Origin of the sequence: Pedobacter kyonggii, from assembly GCF_004310665.1 — a bacterium.
GTDB lineage: Bacteria > Bacteroidota > Bacteroidia > Sphingobacteriales > Sphingobacteriaceae > Pedobacter > Pedobacter kyonggii.
Genome location: NZ_SIXF01000013.1, coordinates 60,781 through 80,207, shown reverse-complemented (window position 1 = coordinate 80,207; position 19,427 = coordinate 60,781). Strand labels below are relative to the sequence as shown.

At 42.8% G+C, this 19,427-nt stretch carries 13 protein-coding genes; 2 read left to right on the top strand and 11 right to left on the bottom strand.

The window, feature by feature from the left end:
- Positions 1 to 5: 5 nt before the first annotated feature.
- The 11 genes from EYS08_RS14430 to EYS08_RS26660 form a co-directional block, all read right to left on the bottom strand.
- Complete coding sequence (locus tag EYS08_RS14430; RefSeq protein ID WP_131030707.1) at positions 6 to 2,885, bottom strand: TonB-dependent receptor; 2,880 nt, start codon at positions 2,883 to 2,885, stop codon at positions 6 to 8.
- Positions 2,886 to 2,900: 15 nt separating this feature from the next.
- Positions 2,901 to 3,926: an alpha/beta hydrolase gene (locus EYS08_RS14425; RefSeq protein WP_131030706.1), complete on the bottom strand. Its 1,026-nt coding sequence runs from the start codon at positions 3,924 to 3,926 to the stop codon at positions 2,901 to 2,903.
- Positions 3,927 to 3,930: 4 nt separating this feature from the next.
- A complete protein-coding gene (locus EYS08_RS14420; RefSeq protein WP_131030705.1) occupies positions 3,931 to 4,782 on the bottom strand; it encodes an alpha/beta hydrolase in 852 nt (283 codons plus the stop codon).
- Positions 4,782 to 6,323: a long-chain-fatty-acid--CoA ligase gene (locus tag EYS08_RS14415; RefSeq protein ID WP_131030704.1), complete on the bottom strand. Its 1,542-nt coding sequence runs from the start codon at positions 6,321 to 6,323 to the stop codon at positions 4,782 to 4,784. Before EYS08_RS14415 ends, EYS08_RS14420 begins: the two co-directional genes overlap by 1 nt.
- A gap of 105 nt (positions 6,324 to 6,428) precedes the next feature.
- On the bottom strand, positions 6,429 to 7,184 hold the full coding sequence (locus EYS08_RS14410; protein ID WP_165456464.1) for a helix-turn-helix domain-containing protein: 756 nt from the start codon (positions 7,182 to 7,184) through the stop codon (positions 6,429 to 6,431).
- Between the two features lie 476 nt (positions 7,185 to 7,660).
- Positions 7,661 to 10,126: an outer membrane beta-barrel family protein gene (locus EYS08_RS14405; protein ID WP_131030702.1), complete on the bottom strand. Its 2,466-nt coding sequence runs from the start codon at positions 10,124 to 10,126 to the stop codon at positions 7,661 to 7,663.
- 110 nt (positions 10,127 to 10,236) lie between these two features.
- On the bottom strand, positions 10,237 to 11,064 hold the full coding sequence (locus tag EYS08_RS14400) for an AraC family transcriptional regulator (RefSeq protein ID WP_131030701.1): 828 nt from the start codon (positions 11,062 to 11,064) through the stop codon (positions 10,237 to 10,239).
- A gap of 221 nt (positions 11,065 to 11,285) precedes the next feature.
- Complete coding sequence (locus EYS08_RS14395) at positions 11,286 to 12,131, bottom strand: sugar phosphate isomerase/epimerase family protein (protein WP_131030700.1); 846 nt, start codon at positions 12,129 to 12,131, stop codon at positions 11,286 to 11,288.
- Positions 12,132 to 12,255: 124 nt separating this feature from the next.
- Positions 12,256 to 13,428 carry an efflux RND transporter periplasmic adaptor subunit gene (locus EYS08_RS14390; protein WP_131030699.1) on the bottom strand — a complete coding sequence of 391 codons (1,173 nt, stop codon included), beginning with the start codon at positions 13,426 to 13,428 and terminating at the stop codon, positions 12,256 to 12,258.
- 10 nt (positions 13,429 to 13,438) lie between these two features.
- Positions 13,439 to 17,815 carry a CusA/CzcA family heavy metal efflux RND transporter gene (locus EYS08_RS14385; RefSeq protein ID WP_131030698.1) on the bottom strand — a complete coding sequence of 1,459 codons (4,377 nt, stop codon included), beginning with the start codon at positions 17,813 to 17,815 and terminating at the stop codon, positions 13,439 to 13,441.
- 115 nt (positions 17,816 to 17,930) lie between these two features.
- Positions 17,931 to 18,248: a DUF6660 family protein gene (locus EYS08_RS26660; RefSeq protein ID WP_394343111.1), complete on the bottom strand. Its 318-nt coding sequence runs from the start codon at positions 18,246 to 18,248 to the stop codon at positions 17,931 to 17,933.
- A 162-nt stretch (positions 18,249 to 18,410) separates the two neighbouring features.
- On the opposite strand from EYS08_RS26660, the gene EYS08_RS14380 reads away from it, so the two are divergent.
- Together EYS08_RS14380 and EYS08_RS14375 are read left to right on the top strand one after the other, a co-directional pair.
- On the top strand, positions 18,411 to 18,833 hold the full coding sequence (locus EYS08_RS14380) for an SMI1/KNR4 family protein (protein WP_131030697.1): 423 nt from the start codon (positions 18,411 to 18,413) through the stop codon (positions 18,831 to 18,833).
- 64 nt (positions 18,834 to 18,897) lie between these two features.
- Positions 18,898 to 19,371 (top strand): hypothetical protein, encoded by a 474-nt coding sequence (locus EYS08_RS14375; RefSeq protein ID WP_131030696.1) that lies wholly within the window; start codon positions 18,898 to 18,900, stop codon positions 19,369 to 19,371.
- Positions 19,372 to 19,427: the final 56 nt, after the last annotated feature.

Genomic DNA, 19,427 nt, shown 5'->3' with positions numbered 1-19,427 from the left:
ACAAATTAAAACTTGTACGAAGCAGTTAAGTAATAGGCTCTTGGTGGGTTGGAAATGGTAAAATAAGGTGTATTATTGGCCACCGCAGCATCAAACTGTGCCTTGTTAAAGCTTCCTGCCCCGCTTAACTGTGTTAAAAGGTTTCCGGGCCTGGCCCAGCTCATTACCTGATAATTATTGAACAGGTTATTGATATTTGCGCTCAAAGTTATTTTACGGGTGAGATTGTACCCTGCGCCGATATCAAAATTGGAGAAGGAAGGCAGGTAAAACACGTTAGGAGCATTGGCCTGTCTTTTGCCAAGATAAGACCAGGTGAGAAAAAGATAGAGTTTGTCATTGTGATAAGTGGGCGTAATGCGTGATATGATCCGCGCATTGTTATCTGTTTCGTTACCCGAATAAGATATTTTGGTGTCGTCTGCTATTCCGGGACTATTGGCTACCCAATATTCTGCCTCCACAATTTTGGAACGCTGAAAGGTTGCAACAGCCCTCAGGCTTAAGTTTTTGGTCAGGTTATAATCGCCTTCTATCTCTACCCCAAACGTGCGGTACTTGCTATACAGGGAGGGCGTGGTATAAAGTGTTGCATCTGCGTTGGTAAAAATCGAACCGTTTGGCACCCCGCTTAACATGCTGTAAAAAGGCGTAATAAATAAATCAAGATCTTTCCTCCGGGCTTTCAGGCCAAGTTCTACCTGTTCGGTGGTACGTACTTCAGGATTTAGCAAGGCCACTGTTTCGGGCCTGTTGGCCGCAAAATATACATCCATATCAGGCGATTTTTTACCTCTTGAGTAACGGGTGTATACAGCGGTATTGTCATCAAACTTATAATTGAGTGCGCCTGAAAAGGAGAAGGTATTTAATCTTTTTTCGAATTCTACTGAGCTGATACGATCGAGCGTATTGTTATTGAAGAATGTTTTCGGATCATTATCTGTTCCGCCCTGTAAACCGGTTTTAAAGTAAGTGCGTTGGTTATGCGCCTCTACTTTGGCTGTTTCGTACCTTCCTCCCCAATCAAAGGTCAGTTTATCGGTCATGTTCCAGGTTTGGCTGAAGAAAAAGGCGTATTGTGCCTGCGTTACGTTAAAGTCAAGAAAGCCACCTGTGTCGCCGTTAGCCTGTGCAATTCCTTCAGCATTGGTTACCTGATGAACCCCGGTGGTGCCACCCAGGGTACTGCCCGTAAAGGTAAGGTTTACGAGTTTCGGCCGGTTTTCGATGGTACCCAAAGCAACTCCGTTGATTCCAGAAAAGCGGTGGGCTTCCGATCTTCCATAGTACATCCCTGCGTTAAAGCTCATGTTTTTAAGCTTTTTATTAACAGCAAACTGGTTGATCACCTCATTCACCTGGTTCTCATAACTGCCCAATACAGAAAAATAAAGCGAATGCGGGCTTACGCCCTGTCCTGGCAGTACATCCTTAACGATCGTGTATGCAGGCAGACCGCCCTGTCCAGGCGCTGCATTGATGCTCATCAGTTCAGTTCCGGTTTTGGCATCCTTGAACGAATAGTTCCCAAATCCAAGCCCGGTCATTCCCGATAGCAGAAAGTAACTGCTAAAATCGGTACCACTCATAATCGAGCCGTTTGTGGTGCTGTAATTGATATTATTCCGGGAGTAGCGGAAAGCATTGCTGAGCGACCAGCCTTTGCCAAGCTGCTGTTCCCAAACAGTGCCTATCGATTTATATTTGCTTTCCACCACATTAGCTGGATTTAATGAGATATCACCCCCTCCGATATACCGTGGGGAGGTAAAATCAAATTTGGGCATCAGGATTGTTGAAAATATATCGAATCCTTCACTTGGTTTTGGATCTGAGAAACTGTTGGTAGGCAGTAACTGGGCATATCCGTTTTTATCGTGAAGGTATTTACCGATTATTTTCAGTGAACCGGTTTTATATTTCTTTAAAAGGTTTGCCTTGATCTGTCCACCGTTATTAATGGGATAGCCCGGGTAGCGGCCAGTTTGGTCATACCGGTAAAAACCACCGATATTGTAAAACCAGTTATCTTTGATCGGCCCGCCCAGGTCCAGATCAACGCGTGCGAGCGGATTGCCGCCATCACTTCCCTGAAAGCCATATTTGGTTCTGAGTTCGCCCTCAAAGGTATTACCTCCGGTTTTAGAAACGTAATTAAAGATTCCCCCAGGCGCATTTGCCGCTGTAACAGAGGCCGTTCCGCCCCGTACGGCTTCCAAGCGGGCCAGGGTTGCATCCGGCCTGAGGAAGAAATCGGGGCCATAACTGAAATAGGTAATATTGGTTACCGGGATTCCATCTTCCTGCATCGAAACATATTCATAGCCAAAACTTCCGTCTTGCGAACCTGCAGTGATGCCGCGTGAGGCAACACTGTTCCTGATCTCACCATTTGATGAATTTACAAATACACCTGGTGCATTTTTTAAAAGGTCGGCAGCACTTGCCGGTACAGTGCGTTCAATCTGTGCACTGTTTAAGGTGGTAATTGCTACGGAAGCATCAATACGTTTTCGCTTATCGAACATTCCTGTAACCACCACTTCATCCATCGTATTCACTGCTGTTGTCATCCTGATCACCGCTTTAGTGTTGGCTAACAAAGCTATTTCCCGGGTGATAAAACCTAAAAAAGAAACGGTTGCAGTTTCCTTTTGGGCACTGATATTGGTAAAAACAAATTCACCGTTCTGGTCGGTAGTCGTGCTTCGTCCGGTTATTTTCAGTTTAATAGTTGCACCGGGAATAGCATTTCCCTGCTCGTCGGTAACTTTACCTGAAAAAGAGTTGGTTTGAGCGGTACATATACCAGCAAACAGCAACATGGCCAAAAGCATAAAAAGCTTTCTGTAATTTAGATTGTTGTGTAATTTTCTTTTCATAACCGATAGTTTATATTATTGGTTCAGTAGTTTTTTTGCCATGTAGTAGAGCTCTGTATTTGCCCGCTCTGGAACAAAGCCATGAGGGTACCCGGCGTAATTGTGCAGCTCTGTAAATATTCCCGCATTAATAAGTCTTTGCGCATATAAGAGTGCGCCATCCCTCAAAGGGTCGACGCCGCAGGTTAAAATATAGGTTGGCGGCAGGCCCTTTAAATTTTGGGTCAGCCCGGGCAGTGCATGTTCAGGAACATTTTTATACTGTTTTTCTCCAAGATAGTATTTCAGGTAGCGGGTCATGTCGGCTCCCTTAATACCGGGAATATTCCATAACTCCACTACCGATACATGAGTTGTATCCATATCTGCGGGAGGAAAAACCAGCAGTTGGGCCTTTATTTTCGGGCCTTTTTCTGCCCTGGCCTTAAGTACGATGCTTCCTGCAATTGCTGCTCCGGCGCTTCCTCCGCCCACACCAACTTTAGCGGTGTCTATCCCATAAGTTTTTGCATTGGAAATACTCCAGAGCAGGGTTGAATAACCATCATTCACCCCTGCCGGAAATACATGTTCAGGGGCAAGCCTGTAATCGACTGATATTACCACTACCTGCGAGCGGATACTCATCGTAGCGCAGGCCTGGTGATCGCTGGTAAGATTTCCTGCAATAAAACCGCCGCCGTGAAACCAAACCAGCAATGGAACATTACCGTTGGCGTACTTTGGCCGGTAAACCCGTATGGGCACCAGCGGATCGCCTTTTTTCAGCCCTGGTATATTAAGGTCGGAAATTTCTACGCTGTCTCCGTTTTTAAGCTTAGGCGTTGGACGTGCCTTATCCGCTTTTCTTGCATTGGCAATAAAGGTACTATCAAGTTTTGAAACCGGACCGAAGGCGAGTAATTTGATTTCCGGCGATAAGCGGGTACTCACCTCTGCCGCAGTAAGCGGCCTAACGGTGTTTTTCTGTTTTTTTGTCTGTGCGAAAACGGCTGTACATGCCATTAGCATGATCAGGGACAATGTGCTTAGTCTTTTCATATTTTTATCTTTTTTGTCCGTATTTTTTGAGCCATGCAACAGCTGACAGGTATAGTTTTAGTTTTTCCTGCGGTTTTTTATCCAGATCATGTGCCAGGCCTTCCACTTCAATAAATTTCAAAGGAATATGCATACGCTGAAGTTTTTGGGCCAGCTGCTGCGACTGGATAACTTTTACCACCGGATCGATGGTTCCATGCGCAATGAAAGTAGGGATGTTTTTAACATGGGTATAAGGACTTGCCAACGAAAAACTTGCTGGTACATGGCTAACACCTGTAAAGCGGTCGCCGGTGATTTTTTCTACCAATCCTATCAGTCCTGCCTTTACACAATAATTCAGTGTAGCGGTATCGGTAAAGTTATTGGGGCCACTAAAATCTACTATGGCATTTATTTTTCTTTTTGAAGTATACCCATACAAAAGTGCCAGATGCGCCCCTGAGCTAAAACCTGCAGTACTAAAACCATCTGCACGGGTATTCCATTCACCAGCATGGTCTGCGCAATACTTTACCGCACTGTCTACATCCTCCATTATCTGTTTATAATGAACAGTGGAATCATTGGCATACCTATGGTTAATATTAACCGAAGCAATACCCTGGCTGAGCAGGTACTGCTGAAAATCTCTGACATATTCCTTGCCGGCCTGCACCCATGCACCGCCATGGATCAGGATTACAAAAGGTGTTTTGGGTGCCCGGCCTGGCGGAAGGTAAACATCCATGAGGTTACGTTCAAAACCTCCATATTTTACGTCCTTGAGCTTTACAGTATCTTGCTGTGCCATGGCATCCATTGATCCCAGCAGCAAGAAAATAAGCACTTTTATCAAAATAGCCTTTTTCATCATTATAAATTATTTTTCAGTTCTTTTTTAAACAGTTTTCCGGTAGCGGTTAAGGGCAATGCCGCTCTGAATTCTACATAGCGGGGGCACTTATAAGAGGCCAGCATCGCCCTGCACCAGTCGATAATCTCCCTTTCAGCGACCTGCTGGTTTTCTTTTAATACAATGAATGCTTTTACTTCTTCACCAAGCTTGTCATCCCGCAGGCCCACAACAGCAGCAAGCGATACTGCCGGATGCTTCATCATCACTTCTTCTACTTCTCTTGGATAAATATTCATTCCACCCCTGATGATCATATCTTTTAGTCTGTCAACAATGAAATAAAAGCCATCGTCATCTTTTATGGCAATATCACCAGAGTGTAGCCAGCCGTTGCGAAGTACCTCCCGGGTTTCATCTGGCCTGCGGAAATAGCCTTTCATCACATTATGCCCTTTGTAGATCAGCTCTCCTTTTTCACCGTTTGGAACCTCATGACCTTCCGGATCGATTATTTTTACGGAGACACCCCAAACCGGGGTACCGATAGATCCGGGTTTGCGACCGATTTTTGGATCGTTGAAGGTGACTACCGGAGAGCCTTCGCTCATCCCATATCCTTCCTGCACCTGAACACCGAACCTTTGCTCAAAACCCTCCAGTACAGCCAGTGGCAGAGAAGCTCCGCCAGAAATGCAGATCCGCAAAGCATTACTTACCTGCTGATCAGTGATTTCGGGATGGATATAGCTGGCCATTATCCAGTACATTGTGGGTACGCCTGCAAAAATGCTTACCTGATGTTTATTGATATTTTCGATAACATCTTTCGCATCAAACCGTGGCAAAAGGATACCATGAGCTGCCCTGTAAAGGCCTGCGTTCATCAACACCGTCATGCCGAATACATGGAATAACGGAAGAACAATCAATTGGACATCTGTTTGAGAAAGGGAAAACAGTTCAGTCGAGAGAACGGCATTGCAATAAAGATTGATATGGGTAAGTTCTGCGCCTTTTGGCCTTCCTGTAGTTCCAGATGTATAAATAATCACAGCCGTATCTTCTGCATCGGTAACGCAGCTATCAAAGTCTTCATCTTCTCCGGCCATCAGTTCAGCCAACGTATAACTTCCTTTCTGAGCAAGCTTGTCAGCGCCTATCAAAACAAAATTCCTGCAGCCAGGTACCTGGTCAAAAGCATTCCAACCTAATTTCCCAACCGGCATTTCAGGAGTTCCTTCAAAACAAAAATAAAACGCTGCCTGGGCGTCCTGAAGGTGGTATTTTATTTCATCAGACTTAAGGAGGATATTCAGTGGAACCATTACAGCACCTGTTTTTAGCACTGCATAATAAATAACCGGAAACCAGATGCAGTTTGGGCAAGTCATGGCCACCTTTTCACCTTTCCTGATGCCTAGTTTTTTAAGTGCATTGGCTAGCTGGTTGGCCATAACATTTACCTGGTGAAAAGTAAAATCAGTGCTGCCGGAGCTGAAAGCCGGACGGGTTCCGAATCTTGAGGCACTATCCTCCAAAAGCACAGATAAATTCAGCATAAAATAGTTGGTTAGCGGCAAGTTTTGCTTGCTGACATGAAACTAATTATTATGCATGCATTATAAAAATCGAAACGGGAATTAATTTAGTCGAAACGGGAATTTCTATATTTTACCGTAATAACGCTTAAAAAGCATTTCGAAATACCTGATGTTGGTATAACCCAAACTCCTTGCTGCCTCGGCAAGATCAACATGGTTCTCGGCAACCAATAGGTTTGCCATCTGGATTTTTTGTTGAATAATATATTGACGGATCGGCAATCCGTATACTTTTTTAAAATCCCTTTTAAGATCACACTCATTCAGTCCAACCCAACGGCTCAGCTGTAAAACGCTTATTTCTGTGTCCATGTTAGACATGATCCGGGTATGTGCTTCTCTTATACTGTCCAGACGTCTTTGGGTAAGGCCATCGCCATCAGCAGGTTCTATTTCCTTCTGGCTTAAATGGCGGATCAGGTAATATATAAATTCCGTCAACTTGGCGTCCAGAAGCATGGTATTGGAAAAGTCGCGGGCGGAAATCTCAAAGAGCTGCTTGATGAGCTGTTTAACTTGAGGATGATGTGCACAGCTTTGAAACCGTCTGCTTAACTCCGTTATATTTCCTATAAAGTATGCCTCCGGGATAAAAAACCGTATTCCATCAACACGGGTAATTTCCCAGCCAAATTTCTTAGCGCCTTCCAGCGCAGCAGAATGTAAGAGCTGGTCTTCATTGCTGATCCGAAAATCTATCAACCCTCGCTGTCCGACCGGGTCGGGAGAATAAAATTGTGTAGGTTCATTAAAATCCCAAATGCCGCGAAAAAAATGGATATCGTTTTTGATAAAAACCTGAACAAATCCAGTCCCCATATGCTCTGGAAGGATAATGCTCTTGGAGGACCAGGTATCCCTTGAGGAAAAACCGTACTTCGTCGTCAGTTCCTGTAGATATTTCGTTGGGTCAGCGTAGGGCAATAACAACTGCATGCTAGTATATTTGGTCTACTGCAAGTTACGATTTTTCTTATCAAAACAGAATGGGGAAGCGGTCTGATATTCGCATGTCACCGTTGTATTGTTAATGCGAGAATACCGTATCGATTTAAGACATATTTTGTTGTTTCTACGGAAAGTGGATTCGTGCAGTATTTTTTTTAGCGATATTAAATAGCGGGACAAAAAACAGGAATGCTAAAATATATATCGTAAAAATCAGGGATTTTGATCATGTAAGCTCAGCGCCAATGAATCGTCATCTCCGAAGAAGTTTCCTTTGGAACACTACGCGTTGCTCGGGAGATGACGCCGATTTTTAGAATATGTTATTGATAGAGGTTACTGCCATCTTAAAACTCCTTATCGCCGAATTCGCTGGTAGGAAGTTTGGATTTACCAATAAGTTTGTTCAGGTTAAAGCTGAAATTCAGGATGAACACATCGGTTTCATAAATATAATTGGTGGTGGTATAAAAATCTTTTCCAAATGTTGTTATCCGTTGTCTGTTTGATTGGTTCATGCCAATATCCATATTCTGCCACTGCAGGGTTGCAGAAAAACGTCCATCCATAAATGTTTTCTTAACAGCAGTATTGGGAACCAGAAACTTTGAATCTTCGCCCTGCGCAGTCGGCCGCTTTGATAAATAATTAACATTTCCCTGCACACTCCAGGTTTTATTGAGTTTAAAGCTGGTATTGGCATTTATCGAGTATACCCAGTTTGCATTATCTACTAACGAACTGCTGCCCAGCACATTTAAATCTCCAGATACCTTATAATTATAAACGTTACCGCCCAGATATAGGCTCCACCATTTAACAGGTTGGAGATTGGCTCCCATTTCAAGGCCAAAAGAACGTGCTTTTTCTGCATTTGTAAATACCCTGTTCAAAATCGTATCAGCATAAACGCTATTTACACGCTGTATTGGATTTTTAATGTTCTGATAATATAGTGTTGTAAAAAAAGAGCCCTTTTTAAAGGTTCTGGTCAGTCCGAGTTCTACAAGATCGATAAAAGATGGTTTTAGATCCGGGTCGCCCTGTTCTAATGTTTCTGAGTGTTCTCGTTCGGGTATAGGATTAAGCTCATAATTATTGGTACGCTGAATCCTTCTGGAATAGCCAGCCTTTAACTTCAGCCCATCATTAACATTGTAAAGCAGGTTCAGGGAGGGGAAAAGGTTAGAAAGGTCTAGCTCATGCACTGCGGGATCGTAAGAAAGATTTAACCGTCTGGTGGCATATTCGTAACGCAGTCCTCCAATATATTCCAGTTTATCCTGTTTGCCCGAATACTGCGAATAAACCGAATGTATCTGGTTTTTTGCGCTGGCACTTCCTCTAAACCTGTTGGCATCCGGCTGCGAAATGGCAGGGCTTACAAAATAATCAAACTGCCCATCCTGGGTATCATATCTGAACTGATAACCGCTTTCGAGTTTCCCTTTACCAACATTAATGGCGTAATCTAACTTAAACCTGTAGCCATTTATCGGGTTCTTATAGGGATTAAAAACGTACTGTATAGTATCGGCTGTATTGGGATAACCAAGATTTCTATTTTTGGTATTGCCATAAAGATTTGCATTTTCATATAACAATGAGGCTGTTAATGAGGATTTATCCGCAAAAGTATGGGTATAATCCAGATTGCCCAGTGTAAACGTGCCTTCCTTTGTTTGCAGGTTGGAGTTATAATATGTGGTTGACTTAATGGGAAGCCCTGTTGAAAGATCTGAGGTACTATTGGTATAAACCAGATCTGCAAGACGGGCCTGATAACGCTTTCCACTAAAAAAACCAACAGAAAAGGAGTTGTTTTTATCCAGGGTATAAATAGCAGATAACCTGCCTGCATAATTATATTTATCAAAACTACGTTCACCGTTCGAGGGAAAACGTGTAATGGTATTATTGGTGAAATTCTTGGTAAACACATCTCCTTCACGGTAGCCCGCATTATCATTTCTAAGGTAATTTCCACCTACAGAAATATCCCATTTATCTTTTCTGAAGTTCAGCGTAACATCGCCCCCAAAACGCTTGGGCTTTTCCTTATTGTCATAGTCAGTTGTACTTGGAAGTCCGGCCTGGGCATTGGCCGTCAAGGTAAATCCGTCGTTAGCACCTTTCTTGGTAACGATATTGATAATACCCGCCTTTCCGTCAGGATCATATTTAGCAGATGGAGAAGTAATCAGTTCTATATTTTCCAGGCTATTGGCAGATAACTGGCTTAAAACAGTCTGTGCATCAGTAAGTACCGGCTTGCCATTCACGAGTACAAGAAATCCGGTCGATCCTCTAACGCTGATCTGTCCCTCTCCGTTAACAGCAACGGAAGGCAGGTTCTTTAACACATCAATTGCGGTTCCGCCTTTTGCACTTTCAAACTGATCTGCGCGGTAAGATTGTTTATCGATTTTATTGGAGGCATTAACCTTTCCACTGCTAATATTCACCTGGTTTAACAACTCGCTGGCTGGTGTGAGCGTAACCGAACCCAGGTTAACTATTCTTGTATCATTAATGTTTACGGGAATAAACTTGTTCCTATAACCGATGTAAGCTATTTTCAGTACGTATTGGCCAACCTGAAGCTTATTGATCTCAAATGCCCCGTTAGACCTGGTTAATACACCTCCAACTACTGTCGAATCTGTTTTTTTTAAGAGTGCTATACTGGCATATTCGAGCGGCTGTTTGGTCTGCTGATCGATAAGAATACCCTTAAGGGTAACATTTTGAGCCTTGACGGTTTGACTAAAAAAAACAAGCAAAAGAAGCACGATGGATCTGGAGAGTTGCATGAACGGTATAAAAAATGATTAAAGCTCTTCTATTCTTAAGTGGATATTAAATACCGCAAAGAAGCAGGTAAAATTCCTTTTCTCACGGTACATTTGAAAATAGTATGGTATTAAACAAGGCTTGCCCGATAATTTTGGGGCGTAAAACCTGTAAAGCGCTTAAAATACTTTACAAAATGTGATGCATCATTGAAACTGAGGCCGAAGCTTATTTCAGCAACCGTGTTATCGGTATAGATCAATAAACGTTTAGCTTCATTGATAATGAATTCTGAAAGTACCACCGAAGCAGAGATATTCATTTCTTTCTTACATGCCAGATTGAGGTTCTGTGGAGAGGTATTCAATTTGCCTGCATAATGGGCAACACTGTTTTTTAACTGTTTTTCCTGGCTCAAAATTTCACGGAACTGATAGCACAGGCCATTGCCATCCTGCTTTCTACCTGCGGGCAATAGTTCACCCTCCGATTGGATTTTTCCCAACAATGCCTTTAACAATCCTTCTACAACTGTATGAGATGAATGATCAGCTACATCAACCTCATCTACAAGCAATTGAAAGATTTTATTAAGGGCTGCTGCATTTTTCAATTGTAGAACGGCATTCCTGCTCAATTGCAGTAATAGCCTGCTTATCTCTTTGTCAATACTCTGATCAATAAAGCCCTTTTTAATGATGGCAACATAGCCCTCCGGTTCTGAGGTAAGCTCCCAGTAATGCATTTGTTCCTTCCTTACAAAAAAAACACTATTAGGAAAGATCTCAAAATCTTGCGAATCTATATAATGAAAACCGCTTCCGCTTGAAAGGTAGATGATTTCGAAATAGCTATTGTGCTTATGTGGTGCGGTGATGCGTACGCCTTTTCTAAATGGCGATACCTTGAGCATCCTATTTTCCTGAATCTTGTTTTTAACGATAATCGGCATGCTCATGTGCTAAATTTTGACTTCTGCAGAACCCGCTGCAAAATCTTAAATTGCATGTATTTGATTCTTCGCATTAATTGTTTTCACAAATATAGTATCATTCATGTATAGTATCCTAGTAAGATTACGCGAACAGATCCTTTCCAAACAGATGGTATAAATTGATATGCGGCCGAAGGAAAAGACCGCATATCAATCATGAATTTACCATTAATTGCAAACAGAAATTAGCGGGTACCATCGCAAACACCCCTAAAATAGCCAACAGATTCAGCTATTCCTGCCAAGGGATCTTTCATGTCTTTTTCATATTCTAAACTACAGCAGCCCTGGTAATTAACCTTTCTCAGCATTTTTACGAATGCTGGGATATCAATTACGCCACGACCGAGTTCGCAAGTGGTACCCTCATTTGCCGCTACAGTTACATTCTTTAAATGCATATCAAAAATACGTTTCGAAAACTTCTGAAGATCTGCAACCGAATCCCGCCCATCTCTCTTGTTATGCCCCATATCAAAGCATATACCAACACGTTGATCCAGGTTTTTAATGAGGTTGTAGATACTTTCTGCATTTGGATATAGTTTATCCTCGGGACCATGATTATGAATGGCATAACGAATATTATATTCTTTTGTCTTTTGGGCAACGTACTCAAGGTCAGCATGAGCTGGAATACCGATCAACAGATCAACACCAACCCTTTTGGCATAATCAAATGCATTGTCGATCTCTTCTTTATTTTTGGTGTATATAGGCCCTACGGCATATCCAACTACATTATTATCCTTTAGTTTAACATGAAAGGCAGTAATTTCTGCTGCTGTACTTTTAAAAGGCAAATGAAAGTCTTTAATACAGAGGTAATGTACATCAACCCTTTTCATCATTTTAAGCGATTCGTCAAGGTTAAAGTTAAGGAAGCTATAACCGGCAATTGCTAATTTAAAAGCGTCTTTACCCGCAACATTCCCTTTAGCAGGTGCTGCAAAAACTGAGGGGATATTGATCAGCGTTGTGGCAGTTAGCCCCAATATTCCTGTTTGCAAAAAAATTCTTCTTGTAGTCATCTTAATTTATCTGGCGACTAAAGTTAATATTTAAATCGGTGCAGTTCAAACGTGCATACAGATCTTTTAAAAAATGAATTGTTATTCATGGCAGCAATTTCTGCCAACTATAAAGCTTAAACACTTAATGTTCCTCACCTTCTTCTTCGGCATTCTTTACTTTGCTTAACAGATCGTAGGCGCCTTTTGTCACCACCTTTACATCACTTATCTGCCCGGCAAAAGAAACCTGGGTGTAACCATTTTCGGCAACACCTGCTTTTACTTCCATCATCCTGTACCGGTAAGTATTATTCCCCTTATCACCAGGCTGATCTATAAACACGAATTTTTTACCTTCAAATTCAACAATTGCCGCATCGGGCAGCGCTTCAACCTTGTTCATGCCGCTCTCTACATAAGCCTTAAGGTACATGCCCGGAAGCAGCTGTGTATCCTCCTTATCCAGGTGGCAATGAATTTGCACGGTACGCTCTTTGCTAATTTCCCTGCCGATGAGATAAACCGTAGCCATGCGTTCCTTTTCTTCATTGGCCAGTACAAAACGGACTTTCTGCCCAAGCTTAAGCTTGGGTACATCCTTTTCAAATACCGTAAGCTCTGCATGCAGGTGTTCGGTATCGGCAATTTTGAACAACACATCAGTGGTGCTGGCAAAGGCACCTATATTGGTATTAACCTGCGTAACATAACCCGCCATTGGTGTATAAAGGTTAAACGTTTTCTGGATATTTCCCTTCTCAAGTGCCGAAAAACTGATATTCATAATGGAAAGTTTTGAACGTTGTCCCAGTAATCTAGCGCTTACACTCTGGTATTCGCTCCTTGCTTTCTGCAATGCTTTTTTAGAATTTACGTTTTCCTTTGCCAATTCTTCCTGACGGTCGAGCTCCTGCTTTAGAAACTGCAGCTGGCTTTTATAGTCCAGATAGTCTTGTTGCATCTGAATGAATTCCGGATTCTGCATGACAGCTACAAGCTCCCCTTTGGCTACCCGTTTTCCCTGCAGCATACTGGTACTTTTTACAATCCCTTCCAGCGGTGTAGAAATGGATACCAGGCTTTGCGGCGGGAGGTCGAGCACGCCGTTTACTTTCGTTGTTCCGCTTAATTCCCTAAGCTCAATAGCTCCCAGGGTAATCTCCGTTAACTTGTACTGTTCTGGGGTAAGGGTTACGATATCGCGCTCTTCGTGAACGGCTTCTTTTTCGGGTTCCTTCTCCGAATTGGGGCTACTACAGCCAGCCAGATAAAATGGAAAGGATAGCAGGATAAAATGTTTATATATGGATCTCATGAGATTATGCTTAAAATGATTTGTTGTTACCGGTCAAAAATTCAATATGGTTGATGCTCTGGCTTAACTGGAGCAGGGCCATCAAACGCCCCTCGTAAATACCATTCGCCTGTTTAAGGTTCAATAGATATTCTGAATAGCCTATTTCACCATTCTGATAGGCAATCCGGCTGTTTTTTAAGATCAATGCCGCGTTGGCCAGGGCCGAGGTAATAAAATAGTCGTAACGTTTCCTGTTTTTCAGGTATTCGCCCAGGGCCTGCTGATATTGTCCTGTTAGTTTTCGCTGCTGGAGCTCCAGGTCGTTCGAGGCAATATCCCTGTTAATTGATGCAGCCTTTGCTTTCGCAGAATAGGCCCTGTAAAACAGCGGAACGGAAAGTCCCACCTGAAAGCCCTGGAAGCGTTTGTCGCGACCAAAGAAAACATCATTGCCATTAATGTTTTGAAAACCGGTTAGCGACTGGTTGAAATAACCAAGGGTAAAATCGGGCAGTGCTTTGGCCAGTTCTACTTTCCGCTGTTTTTCGGCGATCACGATCTGTTGCCTGAAATAGGCAATGGCTGGATTTTCATTTAAAAGAGCCGTATCTCCGATCGAAACCTCAGGCGTTTCCTTTAAAAACTTGTCAGCAATTAGGGCTTGTCCGCTCCTGCCCAGAAGTGTAGCCAGCTGCGCTTTATAAATTTCGATATCAGCCCCGTTCTGATCGAGCAGGTTCTGTACATCCTTGAGCTGCGTCTCGGCGGCTACCTTTTCAAGCAGGTTGCCCTCGCCGGTTTTGTACTTTAGCGATGCAGACTTTACAAAACCCTTATAAATGCTGTCTTGTTCGATCAGCAGTTTTTCTTTCGAATACAGGTACTGAAGATTGGTATAAACCGTCTTGACCTGAAAAATGAGTTCGTTTTTACTTGAGGCCACCTGAAGCTGGCCTGCTTTGATGCGTTCATCGCCCAGTGCCGCATTTGCAGCGAAAAGTGTTGGAAATGGAATGCTCTGCGAGACGGTAAAGTTGTTGTCGTTTTTAACCAGGCTGTTGTACTGCCCGTAAAGCATAGACACTTCAGTTTTGGGCATTTCAAAGGCACTTTTCCGGAGCGCCTGCTGCAACCCAACGCCCAGGGTGGCTCCGCTAATCGCCTTATTGTTTTCCAATGCCGAAGATACCGCCTGTTCAAGGGTTAACGCAGTCTGGGCCTTAACAGGCTGCAATCCAAACAAGGTAATCAACATGATTATTATGCCTGCTACCGGAGCAATTCTTACTTTTTTCCTGCCCATTTTTTCTACCCAAATGTAAAGCACGGGAAGTACTAAAAGGGTTAAAAGTGTTGCAGAGATCAGTCCACCGATAACAACCGTTGCCAATGGGCGTTGTACTTCAGCACCGCTTCCGCCAGAGATAGCCATTGGGAGAAAGCCCAGAGAGGCCACAAGCGCCGTCATAATAACCGGGCGAAGTCTGACCGAAGTTCCTGTTCTGATAATTTCGAGAATATCTTTCATTCCTTCTTTTTTTAACCTGTTAAATTCACTGATCAGTACGATACCATTCAGTACCGCCACACCAAAGAGCGCAATAAAGCCGATGCCTGCGGAGATGCTGAATGGCATGCCCCGTGCCCATAGGGCAAATACGCCCCCAATGGCTGACAATGGAATTGCGGTAAAAATTAAAAGCGCATGTTTAATTGATGAAAAAGTAAGATAAAGTAACAGTAAAATGAGTAATAGTGCCAGTGGTACGGCAATACCCAATCTTTTAGTGGCTGCCTGCAGGTTCTCAAAAGTGCCTCCAAAGGTTGGATAATATCCTGGTAAAAACTTAACCTCTGTATCAATCTTCTGCTGGATTTCTTTCACGATACTTTCCACATCCCTTCCCCTCACATTAAAGCCAACGGTAATCCGCCGCTTTGCATCATCGCGCTGGATCTGGTTTGGCCCTTCCCTGTACTGGATATCAGCCAGCTGTTCCAGCGGAATCTGGTTGCCATTGGGTGCGGTTACAAACAGGTTCTTCACATCCTCAAGCGACTGCCTGTTTTCTTTTTCCAGACGCACAACCATATCGAACCGTTTTTCGCCTTCAAATACAAGTCCTGCAACCTCTCCGGCAAATCCCGAGCGGATAGCGGTATTCACATCCTCGATATTCAGTCCGAACTGCGCAATTTTTTCTCTATGAAATTTGATGATAACCTGTGGAAGTCCTGAGGCTTGTTCCACATAAACATCCTCAGCACCTTCGATTTTTCTGGCTATAGTACCGATCTTGGCTGCATAAGTACTTAGCTTCGAAAAATCCTCTCCATAAACCTTGATTACAACATCCTGCCTGGCACCAGTCATGAGTTCATTAAAGCGCATCTGGATGGGCTGCTGAAATCCGAAAGTAACCCCAGGAATATACTGTTCAAGCTTGGCCTGCATCTTGCCTGCAAGCTCATCCCTGGTCGAAGCATTTGTCCAGTCTCCTTTATCCTTTAAGATAATAATCAGGTCACAGGCTTCTACCGGCATGGGGTCGGTAGGAATCTCGCTAGAGCCAATCTTTCCGATTACCTCTTTTACTTCAGGAAAATTTGCCTTTAATACCTTTGCAGCCCGTGTAGCAGCTTCAATGGTTTGAGAAAGACTGCTTCCGGTAAGTACCCTGGTTTCTACTGCAAAGTCACCCTCCTCTAGCGTGGGAATAAATTCGGCACCCAGGTAGTTGAAAATAATAAGGCAAATGGCAAATAACCCAATTGCAATGCCCACAACGGCCACCCTTGCCCGAAGTACAAAATTGAGCATTGGGGTATACATCCTTTGAAAAAAAGACATAATCCTATCTGATACATTTCTTTTGGTGCTGATGGTTTTGTTTAAAAATAGCGCACTCATCATAGGCACATAAGTTAACGACAAGATAAAAGCGCCAAGGATAGCAAAAGCCACCGTTTGAGCCATTGGCCTAAACATCTTACCTTCTATGCCAACCAGTGCCAAAATCGGCAGGTAAACGATGAGGATAATGATTTCGCCGAAAGCAGCACTGTTACGGATTTTGGAAGCAGATTCAAAAATTTCTGCATCCATCTCCTGCTGGCTTAACCTGCTTTTGTTTTTTCGGATACCCAGATGATGAAGAGATGCCTCTACTATAATTACCGCTCCATCTACGATTAGCCCAAAGTCTATAGCGCCAAGGCTCATCAGGTTTCCACTGACGCCAAAAAGGTTCATCAGGCATATGGCAAAAAGCATGGCAAGCGGAATAACCGAGGCCACAATCAGCCCAGCACGGAAATTCCCCAAAAGCAGTACCAGCACAAAGATCACAATCAATGCGCCTTCTGCCAGGTTTTTGGTCACCGTACCAATAGCACTGTCTACCAGTTTTGTGCGGTCGAGAAATGGCTCGATAACCACGCCTTCTGGAAGATTCTTTGCAATCTGATCCATCCGGTTTTTTACATTTGCGATAACCTTAGAAGAGTTGGCACCCTTTAGCATCATCACTACAGCCCCTACTACCTCGCCCTGGTCGTTTCTCGTCATGGCACCGTACCTGGTGGCCGCACCGATCCTCACTTCAGCTACATTTCTGATCAGCACTGGAATGCTATTTTCATTGGTCCGTACAACGATGTTCTCAATGTCCTCAATACTGTTGATAAGTCCCTCGCTCCTGATAAAATAGGCATTGGGCTTCTTATCGATATAAGATCCGCCGGTGTTCTGGTTGTTTTTTTCGAGTGCCTTAAAAATATCGCTGATGGATATATCCATACTTCTGAGCTTATCGGGATTAAGGGCAATCTCATACTGCTTTAGGTATCCCCCAAAGCTGCTTACATCTGCTACGCCCTCTACGCCCAGGAGTTGGCGGCGAACAATCCAGTCTTGAATGGTGCGGAGCTCGGTAGCATCATATTTTTTTTCATATCCTTTTTTGGGATGGATTACGTACTGGTAAATCTCTCCCAGTCCGGTTGTTAATGGTGCAATCTCTGGCATGCCGATCCCCTTGGGAATGGCTCTTTCCACTTCGGTAAGCCTTTCGCTCACCTGTTGGCGGGCCCAGTAAATCTCTACATTTTCCTTAAACACCACCGTCACAACTGAAAGGCCGAACCTGCTAAAGGAACGGATTTCTTCTATTCCAGGAATAGTGGCCATGGTTTGCTCTACCGGATAGGTTACAAAACGCTCAATATCTTCAGCGCCATTGCTTGGTGAGGAGGTAATAATCTGGACCTGGTTATTGGTAATATCGGGAAGGGCATCTATGGGCAGCTGCCTAATGGAGTATATGCCCCAGGCAATCAGCGCCAGTATCATAATTCCCACCAGCAGTTTCTGCCTGATGGAGAATTGTATTATTCTGTTCAGCATTGTCGTTTAAATCAAAAATCAATAAATAGCAGGGCATCATTGCACCTCATGGTACAAAATTGCGCATGTAAAAAAGCATGCTTTTCACGGACAGCTCCATGAAATAAAAAATTGATTAAACGAGTTTAGGCGGTTGCCAAATATCGAGGGGTTGTTTTTTCAACGCCGAGCACTGGAAAACCGGGTATGGTTTCTGGAATACAGGAACAATAAGATCTGTTAACTTTTCGGATGGAAAGTGCTGACCGACAGAACAGCAGGCACAACTGCAAAATGGCGGACAGGATTCTCCATGCATATGCTCAGCTTTTGATTGATCGCTGTGCACTGTGCTTTCAGTGTGTGACTTGGAAACCATATCTTCCTTGTCCTGGCAAGGCATTAGGCCCAGAAGGATTAGATAAAGAGAAAAAAGGAATACAAAGTTTTTCACCAAGGGCAAATGTAATGATTAATGTTTTTAATTCATAAAGCCCTTTTTACTTTAATTCCTGTTTTGATGGTTAGAAAACTATTTATCTATTTATTAGTGATAACCATTCCCGATGAAAATTAATATCTTGTGGAACTAAATTCACAATCATGCGCCATCTGTATGGAAAGATTTGAAGAAATACTAACAAAATATAATTTTACCAAACGGACCAACAAACCAAAGACCACTTTTGAGGAATCAGAAAAAATAATAAACTTCAAACTTCCTAACGATTATAAAACTTTTGCTTTAAATTATTCGGGACTTGAAGGTTTTATTGGGGAGCAATATGTTAGACTTTGGGACTTCGACGAAGTAATTGAAATGAATATCGACTATCAAATTTTCGAGCATTTACCGAACACATTAGCAATTGGGGGAAATGGTGGTGGAGAGTACATTGCAATAGAACAATTAAATGATAATAGTTTAAGAATTGTGTTATCTCCGTTCCTAGTCGAGGAAGAAGCACATATTGAAATAGGAATTTCCTTTACCGATTTTTTAGAACGTCTAGAAAACCGAAAAGAGTGGTTTGAATAATTAAAACCACATATCACTAACAAACCGACCTAACGTTAGAAAGGAGAATTAGACTATAATGCCAATGATCATACTTACATTTAAAGATTGGGTTTTAACAGTTGATCATGAAAGCACGAAATCAACCTATGCTGTCGTTGAAAATGGTAGTGCGGAGGATTGTAATTGTAATGACTGCTTGAATTATATTCAGAATAGGGGTAACATATTCCCAGAGCAGGTTAAGCATTTATTCAATCAACTTGGTGTAGATTACCACAAAGAAAGTGAGGTTTGGCGAATGTGTAAAGAAAATGACAGTACACACCGCTATAGTGTAATATTTCATTTTAAAGGAAGCTTTGAGGGCACTGATTGTTTAGTCTCACTTAATGGCTCACAAACAATTAAACTAAATCCTATAACAGATTCTTTTAAAATCGGTTTCACCAAGCGCGATGATCTAACCTACTTTAAAGATAAAAATGATTTGATTCAGATTGAAATTGAAATCATGGTGCCATGGGTTATCGATAGAATGTTAGAAAGCGAGTGGTAGCTTCTTATCCTATGAAATGACTTTCAAAAGAAGCCTTGTTGTTATCCAAACACCCG

What these genes read in the sequence shown, in the direction of transcription:
- EYS08_RS14380 (WP_131030697.1), top strand. Translation starts at nt 18,411, where the DNA reads ATGGAAAGATTTGAAGAAATACTAACAAAATATAATTTTACCAAACGG.
- EYS08_RS14390 (WP_131030699.1), bottom strand. Translation starts at nt 13,428, where the DNA reads ATGAGATCCATATATAAACATTTTATCCTGCTATCCTTTCCATTTTAT.
- EYS08_RS14385 (WP_131030698.1), bottom strand. Translation starts at nt 17,815, where the DNA reads ATGCTGAACAGAATAATACAATTCTCCATCAGGCAGAAACTGCTGGTG.
- EYS08_RS14430 (WP_131030707.1), bottom strand. Translation starts at nt 2,885, where the DNA reads ATGAAAAGAAAATTACACAACAATCTAAATTACAGAAAGCTTTTTATG.
- EYS08_RS14420 (WP_131030705.1), bottom strand. Translation starts at nt 4,782, where the DNA reads ATGATGAAAAAGGCTATTTTGATAAAAGTGCTTATTTTCTTGCTGCTG.
- EYS08_RS14395 (WP_131030700.1), bottom strand. Translation starts at nt 12,131, where the DNA reads ATGACTACAAGAAGAATTTTTTTGCAAACAGGAATATTGGGGCTAACT.
- EYS08_RS14425 (WP_131030706.1), bottom strand. Translation starts at nt 3,926, where the DNA reads ATGAAAAGACTAAGCACATTGTCCCTGATCATGCTAATGGCATGTACA.
- EYS08_RS14400 (WP_131030701.1), bottom strand. Translation starts at nt 11,064, where the DNA reads ATGAGCATGCCGATTATCGTTAAAAACAAGATTCAGGAAAATAGGATG.
- EYS08_RS14405 (WP_131030702.1), bottom strand. Translation starts at nt 10,126, where the DNA reads ATGCAACTCTCCAGATCCATCGTGCTTCTTTTGCTTGTTTTTTTTAGT.
- EYS08_RS14415 (WP_131030704.1), bottom strand. Translation starts at nt 6,323, where the DNA reads ATGCTGAATTTATCTGTGCTTTTGGAGGATAGTGCCTCAAGATTCGGA.
- EYS08_RS14410 (WP_165456464.1), bottom strand. Translation starts at nt 7,184, where the DNA reads ATGGGGACTGGATTTGTTCAGGTTTTTATCAAAAACGATATCCATTTT.
- EYS08_RS14375 (WP_131030696.1), top strand. Translation starts at nt 18,898, where the DNA reads ATGATCATACTTACATTTAAAGATTGGGTTTTAACAGTTGATCATGAA.